The sequence below is a fragment of the Marinobacterium jannaschii DSM 6295 genome (genome assembly GCF_000620085.1).
Classification (GTDB): Bacteria; Pseudomonadota; Gammaproteobacteria; order Pseudomonadales; family Balneatricaceae; genus Pontibacterium; species Pontibacterium jannaschii.
Map to the genome: position 1 here is coordinate 1 of NZ_JHVJ01000005.1, position 16,451 is coordinate 16,451.

The window sequence follows — 16,451 nt, forward strand, 5'->3', positions numbered from 1 at the left end:
CTTATCCTGAACCAGATGTTCATCCAACTCTGCCCCTAAAGCAGCCTCGGTGATCTGTTTAATCAGTGGGGTTAGCAGGCCGTCTTTCCCATTGAGATCTTGGCCAGACTGAAGGGCCTTGGCGAAGGCCTGGATATCGATTTCGTATTTGTCAGACATGGTGTGTCACTCCCTGTAGGGGTCAAACTATAGAGGTGACACAGAATTTTGAACACTACCGAAAAAGTAGATGACTTTCTGATGAAGCTACCTAGATGAATCCACATAACACATATGAGCCGCCCCGCGTCAATGGAGAGGGTGTTCATAGTTCTGTGATTTACGCTGACACAGAACTATGAACACCCTCCAGCGCTCTCGCCGATTGCCCGGAGCGCTCTGATTTTACCTCGATACAACAGCGCATACGTGAGTATCAGCAGCAACCGACTGAGACTGCTTAACCGGCGCTTCATGCACATGGTGTTAAGAACTATATTGGTGATGGCGGCCATGTAGCGGCCATTCTGTTCATGGGGCTGATTCTTTCATGAACTTATCTATTTCACTAAAGTAACCGGGTAGGATCTCTGCCAGAAAGGTTTTGCCCTTTTCCGTTAGAGATACTTGCTTTGCTCGTTTGTCAGACGTGTCTGCCGAGAGGGTGATCAGGTGTTCATCTACCAGACTTCGCAGTGTACGGGTCATTACCGGGCGGGACACGTCGACCCGTTCTGCTATCTCACTGGCGAGCAAGCTGGTTCTTTCCGGCTCCCGGTCTAGCACAATAAGGATCAGAAACCGCTGCTGGGAAATACCATGATGGCTAAAGTACGTTTCGAGCCGCCGTACCAGTAGGCTGGCCTGGCGCATCATTTTCAATGCCTGTTCGACCGAATCTACGTCCGCTGAAGGGTATTGCTCGGCATACCCCCGAATCATCTGTCTTGTGGGTAGCTCTTTTAGGAAAAACATAATGCGTCCGGGCTTATTTCTATCGCTATGCCAGTTTTGTCAGCTTACTGATTTCAACGGGCTTTGCTAACCACTCTTTATAGGACTCGAAAACGGGTGCGATATAGGGCATGGCGTAATGTCTATCCAGTGCGTCCTGATTCTCCCACTCTTCGTACAGGTACAAAGACGTTTCATCCTGGTGTACGGAAAATTGCCGGCAGCCCTCTTCATTCAAAGTGGGGGGCACGATACTCAGTAAGGCTTCTCTGGCATCGTTCATAAATTCAGGTTTAGGGCTGATTCTGGCGATAATAAATAGGTGCTCATGCATGGGAAAATCCTCTTAAATATGATTATCATGGTAATCATATTTGCCTGCGGGTCAAGCATCGGTCTGAACTTTAAGATTGTGGATGAGGTGTTGCCGATCAGTCCTGCCGGTTAGGGTCGATATGGCGACTATCGCTGGTGACGGCGGTTGCACAAAAAAGCCCGCCGGTTGAGGGGCGGGCTTTGGTATCTTGATTTAAGGATTCAGCCACGCTGGTAGACGCAACGTCCGGCGGCGTAGGTCTCGAAGATGCTGCGGTCGTCACCCAGGGTCATCATTACGAACAGGCGTTCGTCGAGGCTCTGTACCTGCTGCATGCGGTAGTCCATCAGCGGGGTGGCCTGTTCATCGAGTACCACGAAGTCTGCTTCTTTACCCACTTCAAAGTTACCGATTTTGTCGTTCAGGCGCAGGGCTTCGGCACCGCCGAGCGTTGCCAGGTAGAGTGACTTGTAGGGGTGTAGCTTTTCTCCCTGCAGCTGCATCACCTTGTAGGCTTCATTAAGGGTCTGCAGGATCGAGAAGCTGGTACCGGCGCCGACATCGGTTCCCAGGCCGACATTGACTTCCATCTGCTCCATTTTCTTAAGGTCGAACAGGCCGCTGCCGAGAAACAGGTTGGAGGTCGGGCAGAAGGCGATGGCCGAGCCGCTGTCGGAGAGTTGCTGGCACTCTTTGTCACACAGGTGAATACCGTGGGCGAAGACAGAGCGTTCTGACAGCAGGTTGAAGTGCTTATAGACGTCCAGGTAGCTTTCCCGCTCCGGGAACAGTTCCAGTACCCATTCGACCTCTTTCTGGTTTTCTGACAGATGGGTGTGCATATAAAGGTCGGGGTATTCGTGCAGTAGCTGACCGGCAATCGCCAGCTGTTCGTCGCTACTGGTGGGGGCAAAGCGCGGTGTGACGGCGTAGTGCAGTCGGCCTTTGCCGTGCCAGCGTTCGATCAGCTCTTTGCTGTCTTTGTAGCCGGATTCCGGCGTATCCAGCAGGTAGTCCGGCGCGTTGCGGTCCATCAGCACCTTACCGGCGATCATCCGCAGGTTGTATTTCTCGGCGGTTTCAAAGAAGGCGTCGACCGATTCTTTGTGCACGGTGCCAAACACCAGGGCAGTGGTGGTGCCGTTGCGCATCAATTCGGTGAGGAAGCGGTCTGCCACGTCGTGGGCGTGGTGCTCGTCGCTGAACTCGTTTTCCGCCGGGAAGGTGTAGTTATTCAGCCAGTCCAGCAGCTGCTCGCCGTAGGAGGCGATCATACCGGTCTGGGGAAAGTGGATATGGGTATCGATAAAGCCGGGTGTGATCAGCGAGCGGTGGTATTCGGTCACGGTGACATCATCGCCCAGGGTTGGCAGCAGCTCAGCGGCTTCACCCACCGCCTTGACATGACCATCCTCGACTACCAGCAGGCCATCGGCGAAGTACTGGTAGGAATTTTCCAGCCCCACCAGCGCCGGGTCGGCGGTGCTGTGGATGATGGCGGAACGGTATGCCTTGATAGAAGGATTCATAACTGTCATTTACTCGTTTTTATTCTGTTCAGGCAACCCGGTGTATCTTCCCGGTTGCGCCTTTACTCTGATCTTTGTCTGTTACAGCCCGGTCACTGTCATTGTGTTGTTCGGCGGATGCTGCCGCCTGATAACGGGCGATTACTTCACCGGCGACAGAGACGGCGATCTCGGCGGGCAGCTTGCCGGTCACTTCCGGCAGGCCCATGGGGCAGACCATCTTGTCGATCACCTGATCGCTGAAACCCTTGGCGCGCAGGCGATGCTCAAACTTCTTGCGCTTGGTGCGCGAGCCGATCAGGCCGTAGTAGCCGAAGTCGTCGCGTTTGAGGATCTTCTCGGTCAGTTCCTGGTCGAGCTGGTGGTTGTGGGTCATGACGATATAGAAGGTGCCTGGTGGCAGGTCTTCGATCTCATCCACCGGGTACTCGCTGACGATCTTCTCCACTCCGGCCGGGACATGCTCGGGAAATTCGTGATCGCGGCCATCGATCCAGCTCACATGACAGGGCAGGGAGGCCAGAATCGGTACCAGTGCCTTGGCTACATGGCCGGCGCCGAACAGGGCGATATGCAGCGGAGCAATCCCCACAGGCTCGAACAGCAACGAAGTGGCGCCACCGCAGCACTGGCCCAGGGAAGCCCCCAGTGAGAAGCTCTGCACGCGGGCATCGCTGCATTGTTCTTCCAGCATCTGTCGTGCCAGCTTAGTGGCTTTGTGTTCCAGATGGCCGCCGCCGATGGTGTCGAAGGTACGGCCCGCGGTAACCACCATTTTGGCGCCGGTATTTCGCGGGGTGGAGCCTTTTTCTTCGACTACGGTCACCATCACGCAGGGTTTTCCTGCTTGTTGCAGGCTGCTGAGTGCGGTGAGCCAGCTTTCGCTGTTCCAGTTGTTATTGTTTTGATTGCTCATGCTTATTGGCCTCGTTCGGGGTGGCCCGGCAGCCTGGTGCTGGCCGGGCCACCGCTGTCAGACGGTCTGCTCGGTGGATGTGGTGGCGTCGGCTGCGGCTTTATGGGCCTTCATCGCCTCGACCGCCCAGAGTACCCGTTCCGGTGTTGCCGGCGCGTCTACCTTAGGACTGACCTTGTAGTCAGCCACGCTGGCGATCGCATCCTTGATGGCACAGAACACCGAGATACCCAGCATAAACGGTGGTTCACCGACCGCTTTGGAGTTGAATACGGTGTCTTCCGGGTTTTTGCGGTTTTCCACCAGGCGCACCCGGAAGTCGATCGGCATATCCGCCACGGCAGGGATCTTGTATCCCGCAGGACCGGAGGTCATCAGGCGGCCCTGATCGTTCCATACCAGCTCTTCGGTGGTAAGCCAGCCAGCACCCTGAACGAAAGCGCCCTCAATCTGACCAATATCGATCGCCGGGTTCAGCGAGGCACCGACATCGTGCAGGATATCGGCACGGAGTATCTTGTACTCACCGGTCAGGGTATCGATGATCACTTCTGAGCAGGCTGCACCATAAGCATAGTAATAGAAGGGCCTGCCGCGGGCGTTGTCGCGGTCGTAGTAGATCTTCGGCGTCCGGTAGAAGCCGGTGCTCGACAGCGAGATCTGGTGGAAGTAGGCCAGTTCGATAAACTCGGCGAACGGCATGACCTTGTCGCGGATCAGCACGTGATTGTTCTTGAAGGAGACATCTTCCGGGGTTACCTGGAAGTGGCTCACGGCAAAGTCGATCAGGCGCTGGCGAATAGTGATTGCTGCATTCTGCGCTGCCTTACCGTTAAGGTCGGTGCCGGAGGATGCTGCCGTCGGAGAGGTGTTCGGCACCTTGTCTGTGTTGGTGGCAGTGATCTGTATGTTGTCGATATCGACCTGGAACTCTTCGGCGACGATTTGCGCCACCTTAGTGTTGAGGCCCTGACCCATCTCGGTACCACCGTGGTTGAGGTGGATACTGCCATCGGTATAGATATGGATCAGCGCACCGGCCTGATTCAGGAAGGTGGCGGTAAAGGATATACCGAACTTCACCGGTGTCAGTGCCAGGCCTTTTTTCAGAATCGGGCTTTTGCGGTTGTACTCGGCGATCTCGACGCGGCGTTTCTGGTACTCACTGCTTTCTTCAAGGTCAGCGATCATCTCGTGGATGATATTGTCTTCGACCTTCTGGTAGTAGTGGGTGTAGTTGCGGTCTTCCTTGCCGTAGAAATTACGCTTACGGATCTCCAGCGGATCTTCACCCAGGTTACGGGCGATCTCATCGAGGAAGATCTCCGGCATAATCAGACCCTGCGGGCCACCGAAACCACGGTAGGCGGTATTGGAGGCGGTGTGGGTCTTACAGCGGTACCCGGTGACGGTGGCATCACCCAGGTAGTAGCTGTTGTCGGAGTGGAACATCGCGCGGTCGACAATGGAGTTGGAGAGGTCGGGCGAGTAGCCGCAGTTACCGGCCAGCTTCATCTCAGTGCCCTGAATCACGCCGCGTTCGTCGTAGCCGATATCGTACTGGTTGTAGAAGGGGTGACGCTTACCGGTCATCACCATATCTTCCATCCGCGGCAGGCGCATCTTGGTGGGCCGGCCGGTATGGTGGGCGATAACCGCCGCGATACAGGCGGGCATAGCAAACTGACTCTCTTTACCGCCAAAGCCACCGCCCATACGGCGCATATCCACCACCACTTTGTTGAACGGTACACCCAATACCTCAGCCACCAGTTTCTGGGCCTCGGTTGGGTTCTGGCTGGAACAGAACACGATCATGCCGCCATCTTCGGTAGGGATCACCGAGGAGATCTGGGTTTCCAGGTAAAAGTGTTCCTGGCCACCTATATGCACAGCTCCCTGCAGGCGGTGGGTGGCTTTTTCCAGAGCCGCTGCTGAATCGCCCCGCTGATGGGTGTGGGGCTCGCTGATGTAGCTCTCTTTCTCCAGGGCTTCTTCCACGGAGAGGATAGGATCGAGATCTTCATACTCGATCACGGCAGCCATCGCCGCCTTGCGGGCTGTTTCCAGGCTGCTGGCACCGACAGCGATCACCGGCTGGCCGATATACTGCACAATGCCATCGGCCAGTAGCGGATCACCCGGCAGTACAGCACCTATATCCAGCTGGCCCGGCACGTCTTCTGCGGTAATGGCGATTGCCACCCCGGGAATCTCGTAGCAGGGGCTGAGGTCGATCTTTTTGATGCGGGCATGGGCTTTTTCGCTCATACGAGCGTAAGCATGCAGCTGGTTAGGGAATTCCAGCCGGTCGTCGACATAGGTGGCTTCGCCGCACACCTGCTTGTCGGCACTCTCATGTTTAACACTGCGGCCGACACCGGTTTTCAGATCTTGCTTCACCAGCGCAAGCATCTCTTCGACTGTTTTGGTATTTGCGTGATGATTAGACATAAGCGGTTACCCGTGTTTCAACCTCGACGATCTGACTCTCAATAAAGTAACGCTGCAGCAGGTTGCGGGCTGTCAGCATGCGGTACTCCCTGGATGCGCGGAAATCTGAGATTGGTGCGAAATCCTGTTCCAGTGCCTCCATCGCCTTATTGATGGTGGCCTGATTCCAGGCGCTGCCGATCAGTACTTTTTCACAATGACTGGCGCGCTTCGGAATCGCCGCCATGCCACCGAAGGCAATACAGGCATCGGTCACCACATCGTTTTCTACACTGATGTTCAGCGCACCCAGCACGGCAGAGATATCATCGTCCAGGCGCTTGGAGATCTTGTAAGCACGGAACTGATCCGCCGCCGGAGCCCGTGGCACCACGACCTTCTCGATAAATTCCGATTCTTCCAGCAGCGTCACTTTATAGTCGACGAAGAACTGTTCCAGTGGCATCGCGCGGCGTTGATCACCCTTGCGCAACACAATCTGTGCGTTCAGGGCGATCAGGGCCGGTGGCGCGTCGCCGATCGGGGAGGCGTTACCGATATTGCCGCCCAGGGTGCCCTGGTTACGGATCTGCAGGGAGGCAAAGCGGTGCAGCAGGTTGCCGAAATCCGGATAGTCTTTAGACAGTGCGCTGTAGCATTTGCTCAGCGGTGCTGCTGCGCCCAGCTCGATACGGTCTTCAAACACTTCCGCCTGTGCCATCTCTTTGATATCGCCGACGTAGATCAGTCTATCCAGTTCACGATGGAACTGAGTGACCTCCAGCGCCAGGTCGGTACCGCCAGCCAGCAGACGGGCGTCCGGGTGTTGCAGCAGCAGGGCGGCAAGCTCATCTGAAGTTCTTGGATTGTGGCACTGGTGGTTACCGTGCTGCAGTTCACTGATCTGTTCAGATTGCAGCTTTTTCAGACGCTCGACGGTAGCCGCTTCACGCAGTGTGAACTGGTCGTCAGCAGTGTCCTCGTACATGGCAAAAGCGGCATCCAGAATTGGACGGTAGCCGGTGCAGCGGCAGAGGTTGCCCGCCAGGGCTTCCAACACTTCGTCCTTATCCGGGGAAGCATTGTTTTTGCCTAAGGCGAACAGGGACATCACGATGCCCGGGGTACAGAAACCACACTGCGAACCGTGCTTGTCGACCATCGCCTGCTGGGACTTATGCAGCTTGCCCTGATGTTTCAGGTCTTCCACGGTGATCAGCTGTTTTCCATCCAGTGCGGAAACGAAAGTAAGGCAGGCATTGATACTCTTATAGCGGATGCTGTCGCCATCCAACTCACCCAGCACCACCGTGCAAGCACCGCAATCGCCCGAAGCACAACCCTCTTTAGTACCGGTCTTGGCGACCTGCTCGCGCAGGTAGTTCAGCACCGTCATATTAGGGTCAAGGCTGTGCTCCTCCCTTAATTCCTGATTGAGCAAGAACTTAATCAAGGGGGATTCTCCTGTTTTGTATTTATTATGTTGAGTGTTTGTATACAGCGATTTAAGTAAAACCTGACTTTTAAGTCAATAATTAAATTGACTCAGGAGTCAGAAAAAAATTCATACAGTCCTCTCAGGCAGCATTTTCCTGCGGCTGATCCCTGTATTCAGACTAGATCAGCGCGCGCCTGGCGGCAGGCGAGCTGGTCGTTTAAGTCGGCCAGGGCGATGCCGGGTGCGCTATCGAAGCGATACTGAATGCAGTATCCTGTTAGGCCTTAACCCACTGAAAAAACGGGAATATTGGTAAAATCTATGGAAGCGATGATTCAGTTCTGCACTGAAAACTGGCTCAACCTGCTGGCACTGGGCTGGTTTCTGGTCTGCTTCACCGGTTACATGCGCTATGCACGCCTGAAGAGTTACACAACCCCCTGCCTGGCCAGTGTGCTGCATCTGTATCGAACTGAGTGGATGATGCATATGCTGGAACGTGATGTGCGTATTGCGGATACCACGGCGATTGCCAACCTTGAGCGTAGCGTGGCGTTTTTCGCCTCCACAACCATACTGGTGCTGGCCGGTCTGCTGACGGTACTGGGGTCGACGGAGAAGGCGATCGGCGTGATTCAGCACATTCCGTTTGCTTATCCGGCTACGCAGCAGGAGTGGGAGCTTAAACTGCTGGTGCTGATCATCCTGTTTGTCTATGCCTTCTTTAAGTTCACCTGGAGCCTGCGCCAGTATGGCTTTGCCTCGGTGATGATCGGAGGCGCCCCGCATCCGAATGAGGATATCTCTGATTCCCAGCGCCGCAGCCACGCCAATCGCATCGCCAAGATGGCATCGATGGCTGCGAATAATTTCAATATTGGCTTGCGTACCTACTATTTCAGCCTGGCGGTACTGGGTTGGTTTATCAGCCCCTGGGTATTTATGATCGTCTCGTCAATTACCGTTTACGTGCTCTATGGTCGTGAATTTACCTCTTCGACGCTGAAAACCCTGATGATGAGCACGGGCGAAAATCATAGCGGCGAGCAGATCTGATTGTTCCTGTCCGCATCACCACAGACACAGCAACAGGGCCTCGGCGTAGGTCCTGTTGATTTTTTTCAATTCAATCGCATTTTGTTCCTTGAAATCATCTGAACCGGCCCCATCTCTGAAAACACTAAGATAGTTCAGCGCAAATCGCTGATTCCAAACATCTTTTAACAGAGAGACCGGCATAGTCCTATGAGCACAGAAACGCGTTCAGAAACTCATGGTTTTCAGACCGAAGTAAAACAGCTGCTGCAGCTTATGATTCACTCCTTGTACTCCAACAAGGAAATTTTCCTGCGAGAGCTGATCTCCAATGCATCCGATGCCTGTGAAAAATTACGTTTTCAGGCTTTGTCTGATGGATCTCTGTACGAGAACGATGGCGACCTGAGCATCCGTGTCGAGTTCGACAAAGATGCCAGGACTGTCACCATTGCCGACAACGGCATCGGTATGTCCCGCGATGATGTAGTTGAGCATCTGGGTACAATCGCCAAGTCCGGCACGTCTCAGTTCTTCTCCCAGCTGACCGGTGATGAAGCGAAAGACAGCGCCCTGATCGGCCAGTTTGGTGTTGGTTTTTACTCCTCCTTTATCGTTGCCAGCCAGGTTGACGTTTACACCCGTAAGGCCGGCACCAGCGTTGCTGAAGGCGTGCACTGGAGCTCTAAGGGTGAAGGTGATTACACCATCGCCGATACGGAGCTGAGCCAGCGTGGTACCCGTATCGTCCTGACCCTGAAAGAGGGTGAAGACGAGTTCGCTGATGGTTTCCGCCTGCGCGCTATGGTGCGTAAGTACTCCGATCACATCGCCATTCCGGTCATCATGGAAAAAGACGCGATGCCATCCGGGGAAGAGGGCGAAGAGAACCAGGATGAGACCGTTATCCCGGAAGATGAAACGGTTAACAGCGCGACTGCACTCTGGACACGCAATAAAGGTGATGTGTCTGACGAAGAGTATCAGGAGTTCTACAAGCATATCTCCCACGACTTCAGCGACTCCCTGACCTGGGCGCATAACCGCGTCGAAGGTAACCTGGAATACACCAGCCTGCTGTATGTGCCAGAGCGCGCACCGTTCGACCTGTGGAACCGTGACGTGCCTCGCGGCCTGAAACTGTACGTTAAACGTGTCTTCATCATGGATGAAGCCGAGCAGTTCCTGCCGCTATACCTGCGCTTTATCAAAGGTGTTATCGACACCAATGCGCTGTCCCTGAACGTGTCCCGTGAGATCCTGCAGCAGGACCCTCAGGTCGACAAGCTGCGCGCAGCCCTGACCAAGCGCTGCCTGGATACCCTGCTCAAGATGGCGAAGAACGACAGCGAGAAATACGCTAAGTTCTGGAAAGAGTTCGGTCAGGTACTGAAAGAAGGCCCGGCTGAAGACAACACCAACAAAGAGAAGATCGCCAAGCTGCTGCGCTTTGCCTCTACGCATAATGATAACGATGAGCAGACTGTGGGTCTGGAGTCTTACATCGAGCGTATGCAGGAAGGTCAGGAGAAGATCTACTACGTTGTCGCTGACTCCTACAACACGGCTAAAAACAGCCCGCACCTCGAAATCTTCCGTAAAAAAGGTATCGAAGTACTGTTGCTGACAGATCGTATCGACGAATGGCTGATGAGCCACCTGTTCGACTTCGACGGTAAGTCCTTCCAGGATGTTGCCAAGGGTGAGCTGAACCTGGGCGATACTGAGTCTGAAGAAGAGAAGAAAGAGCAGGAAGAAGCAGCAAAAGAGCTGGAAGGCCTGATTGAGCGTCTGAAAGAGAAGCTGGGTGAAGAGGTTGCCGATGTACGCATCACTCATCGCCTGACAGATTCTCCGGCTTGCCTGGTGCTGGGCGATTACGATATGGGCATGCAGATGCGCCGTATCATGGAAGCGGCAGGTCAGCCGGTTCCGGATAGCAAGCGTGTGTTTGAGGTGAACCCTGAGCATCCGCTGATCCAGAAGCTGGACAAAGAGGCGGATGAAGACCGCTTCGCTGATCTGGCCCAGGTTCTGTACGAGCAGGCCGATCTGGCTGCTGGTGGACAGCTGGATGATCCGGCTGCCTACGTTGCCCGCCTGAACAAGCTGCTGCTGGAACTGTCCGCCTGATAGCGACAGCCGCAATTAGCGTTTAAACCGGTAATGCCCGCATCCTGTGATGCGGGTATTTTTGTTTCAGGCGCTTTGCATAATGCCCCTGTTGAGTTGGCTAAATCACGGATTTTTAGCCTAAAATTACTCCATAAAGCAATTTTTCAGACTAAGGCGTTGTCTGGCCTGTGTTTGAATGGAACAATAGGATCGCATCAGGCCCCGGGTTGCCGGGTGTGTCGTCGAGCGGAAGAGTGTCTATGGAAAGCAGATCAGAGCCCAATCCCTGTGATCAGGAAGTAAAAGAGCTACTGGATGCGTTGCAGCGACTTAAACAGGAGTTGCGCGATGAGATCAGCCAGTTGTCGCTTGCACCGCCTGAGCCTGCACAGGACGTGAACTCCGGTGAAGATCAGCCTGCGGCTGTTAGCGACTGTAATCGTCGGCTGGAAAACGTCGAGCAGGTGATGCTGGATATCTGCCAGAACAATCCGGGCTATTGTCTCTCCTGCAGCGCTGCCATTCCGTTGATGCGGCTGCAGTCTGTACCTGATACCCGTTACTGTGCGATCTGCGAAGCGGGGATGGGGAAGGATCAATCTCCTCGTTAATCTTTGACGGGAGTTTACTATGCGCCCCTCGTTATGTTTCTGCCTCTGTCTGGGCCTCCTTGCGCCGCAGCCGCTTTGGGCGGCTGAATACTCAATCGACCCGAGCCACGCCTTTATAGAGTTTCGTACCAAGCATCTTGGCTTCAGCTGGCTGTATGGCCGCTTTAACCGCTTGCAGGGTGACTTCAGCTGGGACAGTGCCCGGCCCGAAACCAGCCGTATCAGTGTCGTGATCGATACCCGCAGTCTTGATTCCAACCATGCTGAGCGTGATAAACACCTGCGCAGTGATAAGTTCCTCGATACCAGACGCTACCCTGAGGCGCGTTTTGTCAGTCAGCAATACCGCGGTAATGCCCAAAACGGCGTGCTGTCCGGGAGATTTACCCTGCATGGGGTGAGCCGGGATATCGATATACCGGTGAGCCTGATTGGCGAAGGGGCTGATCCCTGGGGCGGTTACCGCGCCGGGTTTGAAGGACATATCACCCTTGATGTGCGGGAATATGGCATTATCTATGATGTCGGCCCGGGCGGGCACCTGATTGAGTTGTTTCTGGCGATTGAAGGTGTACGTGAAAAGCTGGGCCGCAAACGCAGTAAACGTTAGGCAGTATGGCCATCGTCAGGTGGCGAGTTAGCAGAGGATAGCGATGCCATGTCGCAACAAGATTTCAGCCCGAAAGATCCTGATCTCAATACCGATGAAGCCTGGGTCAGCGTCATTCAGAAAATGGATGAAGCCTATGCTGATCTGGTGCATTCGCAGGTTGAGGTAGAGGCTAAGAATGCCGAGCTGGAAGAGGCCAAGACGTTCCTCGACAGCGTACAGGGCTCGATGAGCGATGTGTTGATCGTCTGCGATAATCAGGGCGTTATTCTTGAGGTTAATGAGGCACTGGAGCGGGTGACGGGCCAGAAGGCAGAGCAGCTGCATGGCCGTTCACTGACCGAACTGGTGTCGGAGCGCTACCGCGCCAGGCTGCAGATCTTCGACCAGCAATTGCGCATTAAACCGGTACGTGACTGTGAGGTGGAATTGCTGGCCGTTGATGGCAGCAGCCATCCGATGGCGATGAACTGCACGCCGCGCAAGAACCATCGCGGCCGTATCGTCGGTATGGTGCTGGTGGGGCGACCGCTGGGGGAGCTGCACAAAGCCTACAACGAACTTAATGCCGCCCATGCCGAGCTGAAGCTGGCACAGGAGCAGCTGGTGCAGGCGGAAAAAATGGCCTCACTGGGCCGTCTTGTCGCCGGTGTCGCGCATGAACTGAATAACCCGATCTCCTTTGTCTACGGCAATATGCATGCGCTGCAGCGCTATACCGCGCGCCTGGTGTCCTATTTTGATGCGGTGCTGGAAGGGCGTAGCCGTGAGGAACTGCAGGCGTTACGCGCCGAGCTGCGAATCGATAAAGTGGTGCGCGACCTCAACTCGCTGGTGGACGGCACTATGGAGGGGGCAGACCGTGTCCGGGAAATTGTGCATGACCTGCGTCAGTTCTCATCGACTCAGGAGGCGGAGAAAACTGAATTCGATCTCACCCATGTGGCGCGTTCGGCACTGCACTGGATCACCAAGGAAAGCAAACGCAAGATCGAGGTGATTGATCGTATGCCGCCGCATCAGATGGCGCTTGGCCACACCGGCCAGATCCATCAGGTGGTGGTCAACCTGATCCAGAACGCATCCGATGCGATGGCAGAAAGCGAACATCCGCGGCTGGGTATCAGCGCCGGAGAAACCTGTGATTACTGCTGGCTGGAGGTCCGAGATAGCGGTAGCGGTATCCCGGAGGCATTTCTTTCGCGCCTGTTCGATCCGTTCTTCACCACCAAGCCGGTCGGACAGGGCACCGGTTTGGGACTGTCGATCAGCTACGGTATCGTCAGCGAGCATGGCGGTGAGCTGAGTATCAATAACCATCCCGACGGAGGGGCCGTTGCGCGTCTGCGATTGCCCAAAGAGTGAGGTGCGGCATGTTTAATCTTCTCTGGCTGCAATCAGCCGGATGCGGTGGCTGCACCATGTCGCTGCTGAACGCCGAAGGCCCTGACCTGATCACCATCTTCGACAGTGCCGGCATCAACCTGCTGTGGCATCCGTCACTGAGTGAGGAAACCGGCACCGAGATGCGTCAGATCCTCGATCGTATTCTCACCGGCGAGATCCGCCTCGATGTGCTCTGTGTGGAAGGCTCTATGCTGCGCGGCCCCAATGGCAGCGGTATGTTTCATGTAATGGGTGGGACGCAGAAGCCGATGATTCACTGGGTACGGGAGCTCTCCGAAAAAGCCGCCTACACCGTGGCGATCGGTTCCTGTGCGGCCTATGGCGGTATCTCAGCTGCGGGCAGTAACCATACCGATGCGACGGGCTTGCAGTATGAAGGTGAGATCTATGGCGGCTTGCTGGGCAGTGAGTATCGCTCCGGCGCCAAGGAAAAGGTAGTGAATATCTCCGGCTGCCCGGTACATCCAAACTGGGTGACTGATACTCTGGTGCAGCTGGCGCTGGGCGAGTTCAGTGAAGACAGCGTCGACGCACTGGGGCGACCGCGAATGTATGCTGATCAGCTGGTGCATCACGGCTGCAACCGGAATGAGTACTACGAGTATAAGGCCAGTGCGGAGCAGCCCGGCGATCGTGGCTGTATGATGGAGAATATGGGTTGCCTCGGCACCCAGGCGCATGCGGATTGCAATGTCCGGCCTTGGAATGGCACCGGCTCCTGTACTAAAGGCGGTTATGCCTGTATCAACTGCACGGCACCGGAGTTTGAAGAACCGCGTCACACTTTTACCGAGACCCCTAAGATTGCCGGTATCCCGGTTGGCCTGCCAACCGATATGCCGAAAGCCTGGTTCGTTGCGCTGGCATCGCTGTCGAAAGCAGCGACACCGGAACGATTGCGTGAAAACGCCACTTCAGAAAGGCTGATCTATCCGCCAACAATTCATAAGAGAAAACGCTGATATGAGCCGTATGCTGGTCGGCCCCTTTAACCGGGTGGAAGGGGATCTGGAGGTAGCACTGGAAACTGATGAAAGCCGGGTGACGAGCGCGCGGGTGAACTCTCCGTTGTATCGCGGCTTCGAACAGATCCTGCAGGGTAAGCCTGCGATTGATGCTTTGGTGTACACGCCCCGGATCTGTGGTATCTGCTCAGTCAGTCAGTCTGTTGCCTGCGCCACGGCACTGGCCGATGCGATGGAACTGGAAGTGCCGCCCAATGGCCAGCTGGCAACCAGCCTGGTGCTGGCCAACGAAAACCTCACCGACCTGCTGACCCATTTCTATCTGTTTTTTATGCCGGACTTTGCCCGCGAGGTATATGCCGGTGAGAACTGGTTTGCGCCGGTACGACAGCGTTTTCAGGCGGTAAAAGGCGATGCAGCCCGGGAGATGCTGCCATCGCGCGCAGAATTCCTCCATCTGATGGGAATAATGGCGGGTAAATGGCCCCATACCCTGAGTTTGCAGCCGGGCGGAACTTCCAAGCCGGTCGATGCCCAGGAACGGGTAAAGCTGCTGATGATTATCAGCGGTTTCCGCCGCTTTTTGGAAAACACTCTGTTTGGCGCTCCGCTTGAGCAGATTGCCGAACTGAATTCAATAGCGGCGCTGGAACAGTGGCGCGATCAAGATCACTGGAAAAGTTCTGATCTGCGTACCTTTCTCCACCTGAGCGGCCAGTTAAAACTGGATCAGCTCGGGCGCGCAACCGATCATTTCCTCAGTTACGGCAACTACCTACAGGGCGGCGATAAACTGTTCCGTTCCGGCCAGTGGCGTGAGGGTGTTGTGTCGGCGTTTAATCCGGCTCATGTCCGTGAAGACCTCTCCCATGCCTGGATGGAGGGTAGCGATCAGCCTCCGCAACACCCGACCGAAGGCACCACCAACCCTTCGATGGACAACCGCCACGGTTATAGCTGGTGCAAGGCGCCACGCCTCAATCGCCAGGTAGTGGAAACTGGCGCACTGGCGCGGCAGCTGGTCAATGGCCATCCGCTGATCACCGATCTGGCACGGCAAAGCGGTGGCAACGTACAGAACCGTATCGTCGCCCGCCTGCTCGAATTGGCTATCGTCGTGCCGCAGATGGAGCAGTGGGTAAAACAGCTCGACCCGAAAGAACCCTACTGCAGCCACGGCATTATCCCTGACACCGCAACCGGCAGCGGCCTGGTTGAAGCCGCCCGCGGCAGCCTCGGGCACTGGATCAGTATCAAAAAGGGCAAGATCGAAAACTACCAGATCATCGCCCCCACCACCTGGAACTTCTCACCGCGTGACGAACAAGCGATCCCCGGAGCCCTGGAACAAGCCCTGGAAGGCACCCCCATCCGCAAAGATGAGCAGGAACCGGTGGCCGTCCAGCACGTGGTGAGAAGCTTTGATCCCTGTATGGTCTGTACGGTTCATTGAACCGTACAGACCATACAGGGATCATTTAAAACAAAATGACCCATGATCTATTAACTGAAAACCCGTCTTGATAGACCTCTGGGTGGTCCTGCTGTAGATCAGATATGCGGGCGTGGTCGTACTGACTCTTCCGATTCGAAGAGGGGGTGGCAAGCTCAGCCTGAACAGAGACGTCCATCTCTTCGCAGTTTCCCTCCAGGATCTGCAGGCAAAAGCCGGGCTATTCACCTGTTGTCTTGGATATCGTCACCAGGTTACGCAGCATCATCCCGCATTGCCTGCCTGCTACACGGGATAAGGTCTGAATGCCTCTATCTGTCCGTTTGGGCTGTTCGTTTGGTTGCTGCGGGCAGGCCTTACAGCGATGGTGCCGCAGTACCCAGCCCGTGCTCGCTCATAAGCTCCTTTGAGGAGAGCAGTCTGCATTGCCTTCAGGGCGTAAATAGAATGCAGTTCCCTGTTTGAAATATCACGAATGTGAATCTACACTCAATTAGCATGCGCTGATATTCCTAATGCACTCAATGCTTTACATGACTATTACGGAAATAAAAAGTGCAAGTTAAGCGGATACCATCCGGCATCGTGGTCGGGTATTTGTCTTCGTATATCAGGGTTAGAAGGTAGACTCACAAGGAAAGGGAAGGCTGTGATGAACTTTAAAAAGACCGCTTTTATCTCCTCTGTCAG

The 16,451-nt window shown here is 55.2% G+C and carries 13 protein-coding genes; 7 read left to right on the plus strand and 6 right to left on the minus strand.

The genetic code is table 11. The features are described from left to right. Positions 1 to 510: 510 nt before the first annotated feature. The 6 genes from Q354_RS0103290 to xdhA form a co-directional block, all read right to left on the minus strand. Positions 511 to 954, minus strand: coding sequence for a MarR family winged helix-turn-helix transcriptional regulator (locus tag Q354_RS0103290; protein ID WP_027856380.1), 444 nt, complete (start codon positions 952 to 954; stop codon positions 511 to 513). Between the two features lie 25 nt (positions 955 to 979). Further along, positions 980 to 1,267 (minus strand): putative quinol monooxygenase, encoded by a 288-nt coding sequence (locus tag Q354_RS0103295; protein ID WP_027856381.1) that lies wholly within the window; start codon positions 1,265 to 1,267, stop codon positions 980 to 982. 203 nt (positions 1,268 to 1,470) lie between these two features. Then, positions 1,471 to 2,778, minus strand: coding sequence for a guanine deaminase (gene guaD, locus Q354_RS0103305; RefSeq protein ID WP_027856382.1), 1,308 nt, complete (start codon positions 2,776 to 2,778; stop codon positions 1,471 to 1,473). A gap of 28 nt (positions 2,779 to 2,806) precedes the next feature. Further along, positions 2,807 to 3,694 (minus strand): xanthine dehydrogenase accessory protein XdhC, encoded by an 888-nt coding sequence (gene xdhC, locus Q354_RS24405; RefSeq protein ID WP_051559848.1) that lies wholly within the window; start codon positions 3,692 to 3,694, stop codon positions 2,807 to 2,809. A 57-nt stretch (positions 3,695 to 3,751) separates the two neighbouring features. Next, complete coding sequence (xdhB, locus tag Q354_RS0103315) at positions 3,752 to 6,148, minus strand: xanthine dehydrogenase molybdopterin binding subunit (RefSeq protein WP_027856383.1); 2,397 nt, start codon at positions 6,146 to 6,148, stop codon at positions 3,752 to 3,754. Then, positions 6,141 to 7,580 carry a xanthine dehydrogenase small subunit gene (gene xdhA, locus Q354_RS0103320; RefSeq protein ID WP_027856384.1) on the minus strand — a complete coding sequence of 480 codons (1,440 nt, stop codon included), beginning with the start codon at positions 7,578 to 7,580 and terminating at the stop codon, positions 6,141 to 6,143. Before xdhA ends, xdhB begins: the two co-directional genes overlap by 8 nt. 306 nt (positions 7,581 to 7,886) lie before the next feature. Between xdhA and Q354_RS0103325 the strand changes: the two genes are divergently transcribed. The 7 genes from Q354_RS0103325 (at position 7,887) to Q354_RS0103360 (ending at position 15,761) form a co-directional block, all read left to right on the plus strand. Continuing rightward, entirely contained in the window at positions 7,887 to 8,621 is a 735-nt protein-coding gene (locus Q354_RS0103325; protein WP_027856385.1) for a DUF599 domain-containing protein, read from the plus strand. A gap of 189 nt (positions 8,622 to 8,810) precedes the next feature. Next, positions 8,811 to 10,733 carry a molecular chaperone HtpG gene (gene htpG, locus Q354_RS0103335; protein ID WP_027856386.1) on the plus strand — a complete coding sequence of 641 codons (1,923 nt, stop codon included), beginning with the start codon at positions 8,811 to 8,813 and terminating at the stop codon, positions 10,731 to 10,733. Positions 10,734 to 10,975: 242 nt separating this feature from the next. Then, positions 10,976 to 11,326, plus strand: coding sequence for a hypothetical protein (locus Q354_RS0103340; protein ID WP_027856387.1), 351 nt, complete (start codon positions 10,976 to 10,978; stop codon positions 11,324 to 11,326). Between the two features lie 19 nt (positions 11,327 to 11,345). After that, complete coding sequence (locus Q354_RS0103345; RefSeq protein WP_036228426.1) at positions 11,346 to 11,936, plus strand: YceI family protein; 591 nt, start codon at positions 11,346 to 11,348, stop codon at positions 11,934 to 11,936. A gap of 48 nt (positions 11,937 to 11,984) precedes the next feature. Next, positions 11,985 to 13,301 carry an ATP-binding protein gene (locus Q354_RS0103350; RefSeq protein ID WP_027856389.1) on the plus strand — a complete coding sequence of 439 codons (1,317 nt, stop codon included), beginning with the start codon at positions 11,985 to 11,987 and terminating at the stop codon, positions 13,299 to 13,301. Between the two features lie 8 nt (positions 13,302 to 13,309). Then, a complete protein-coding gene (locus Q354_RS0103355) occupies positions 13,310 to 14,305 on the plus strand; it encodes an NADH-quinone oxidoreductase subunit B family protein (protein ID WP_036228428.1) in 996 nt (331 codons plus the stop codon). A 1-nt stretch (position 14,306) separates the two neighbouring features. Then, on the plus strand, positions 14,307 to 15,761 hold the full coding sequence (locus Q354_RS0103360; protein ID WP_027856391.1) for a nickel-dependent hydrogenase large subunit: 1,455 nt from the start codon (positions 14,307 to 14,309) through the stop codon (positions 15,759 to 15,761). Positions 15,762 to 16,451 lie beyond the last annotated feature (690 nt).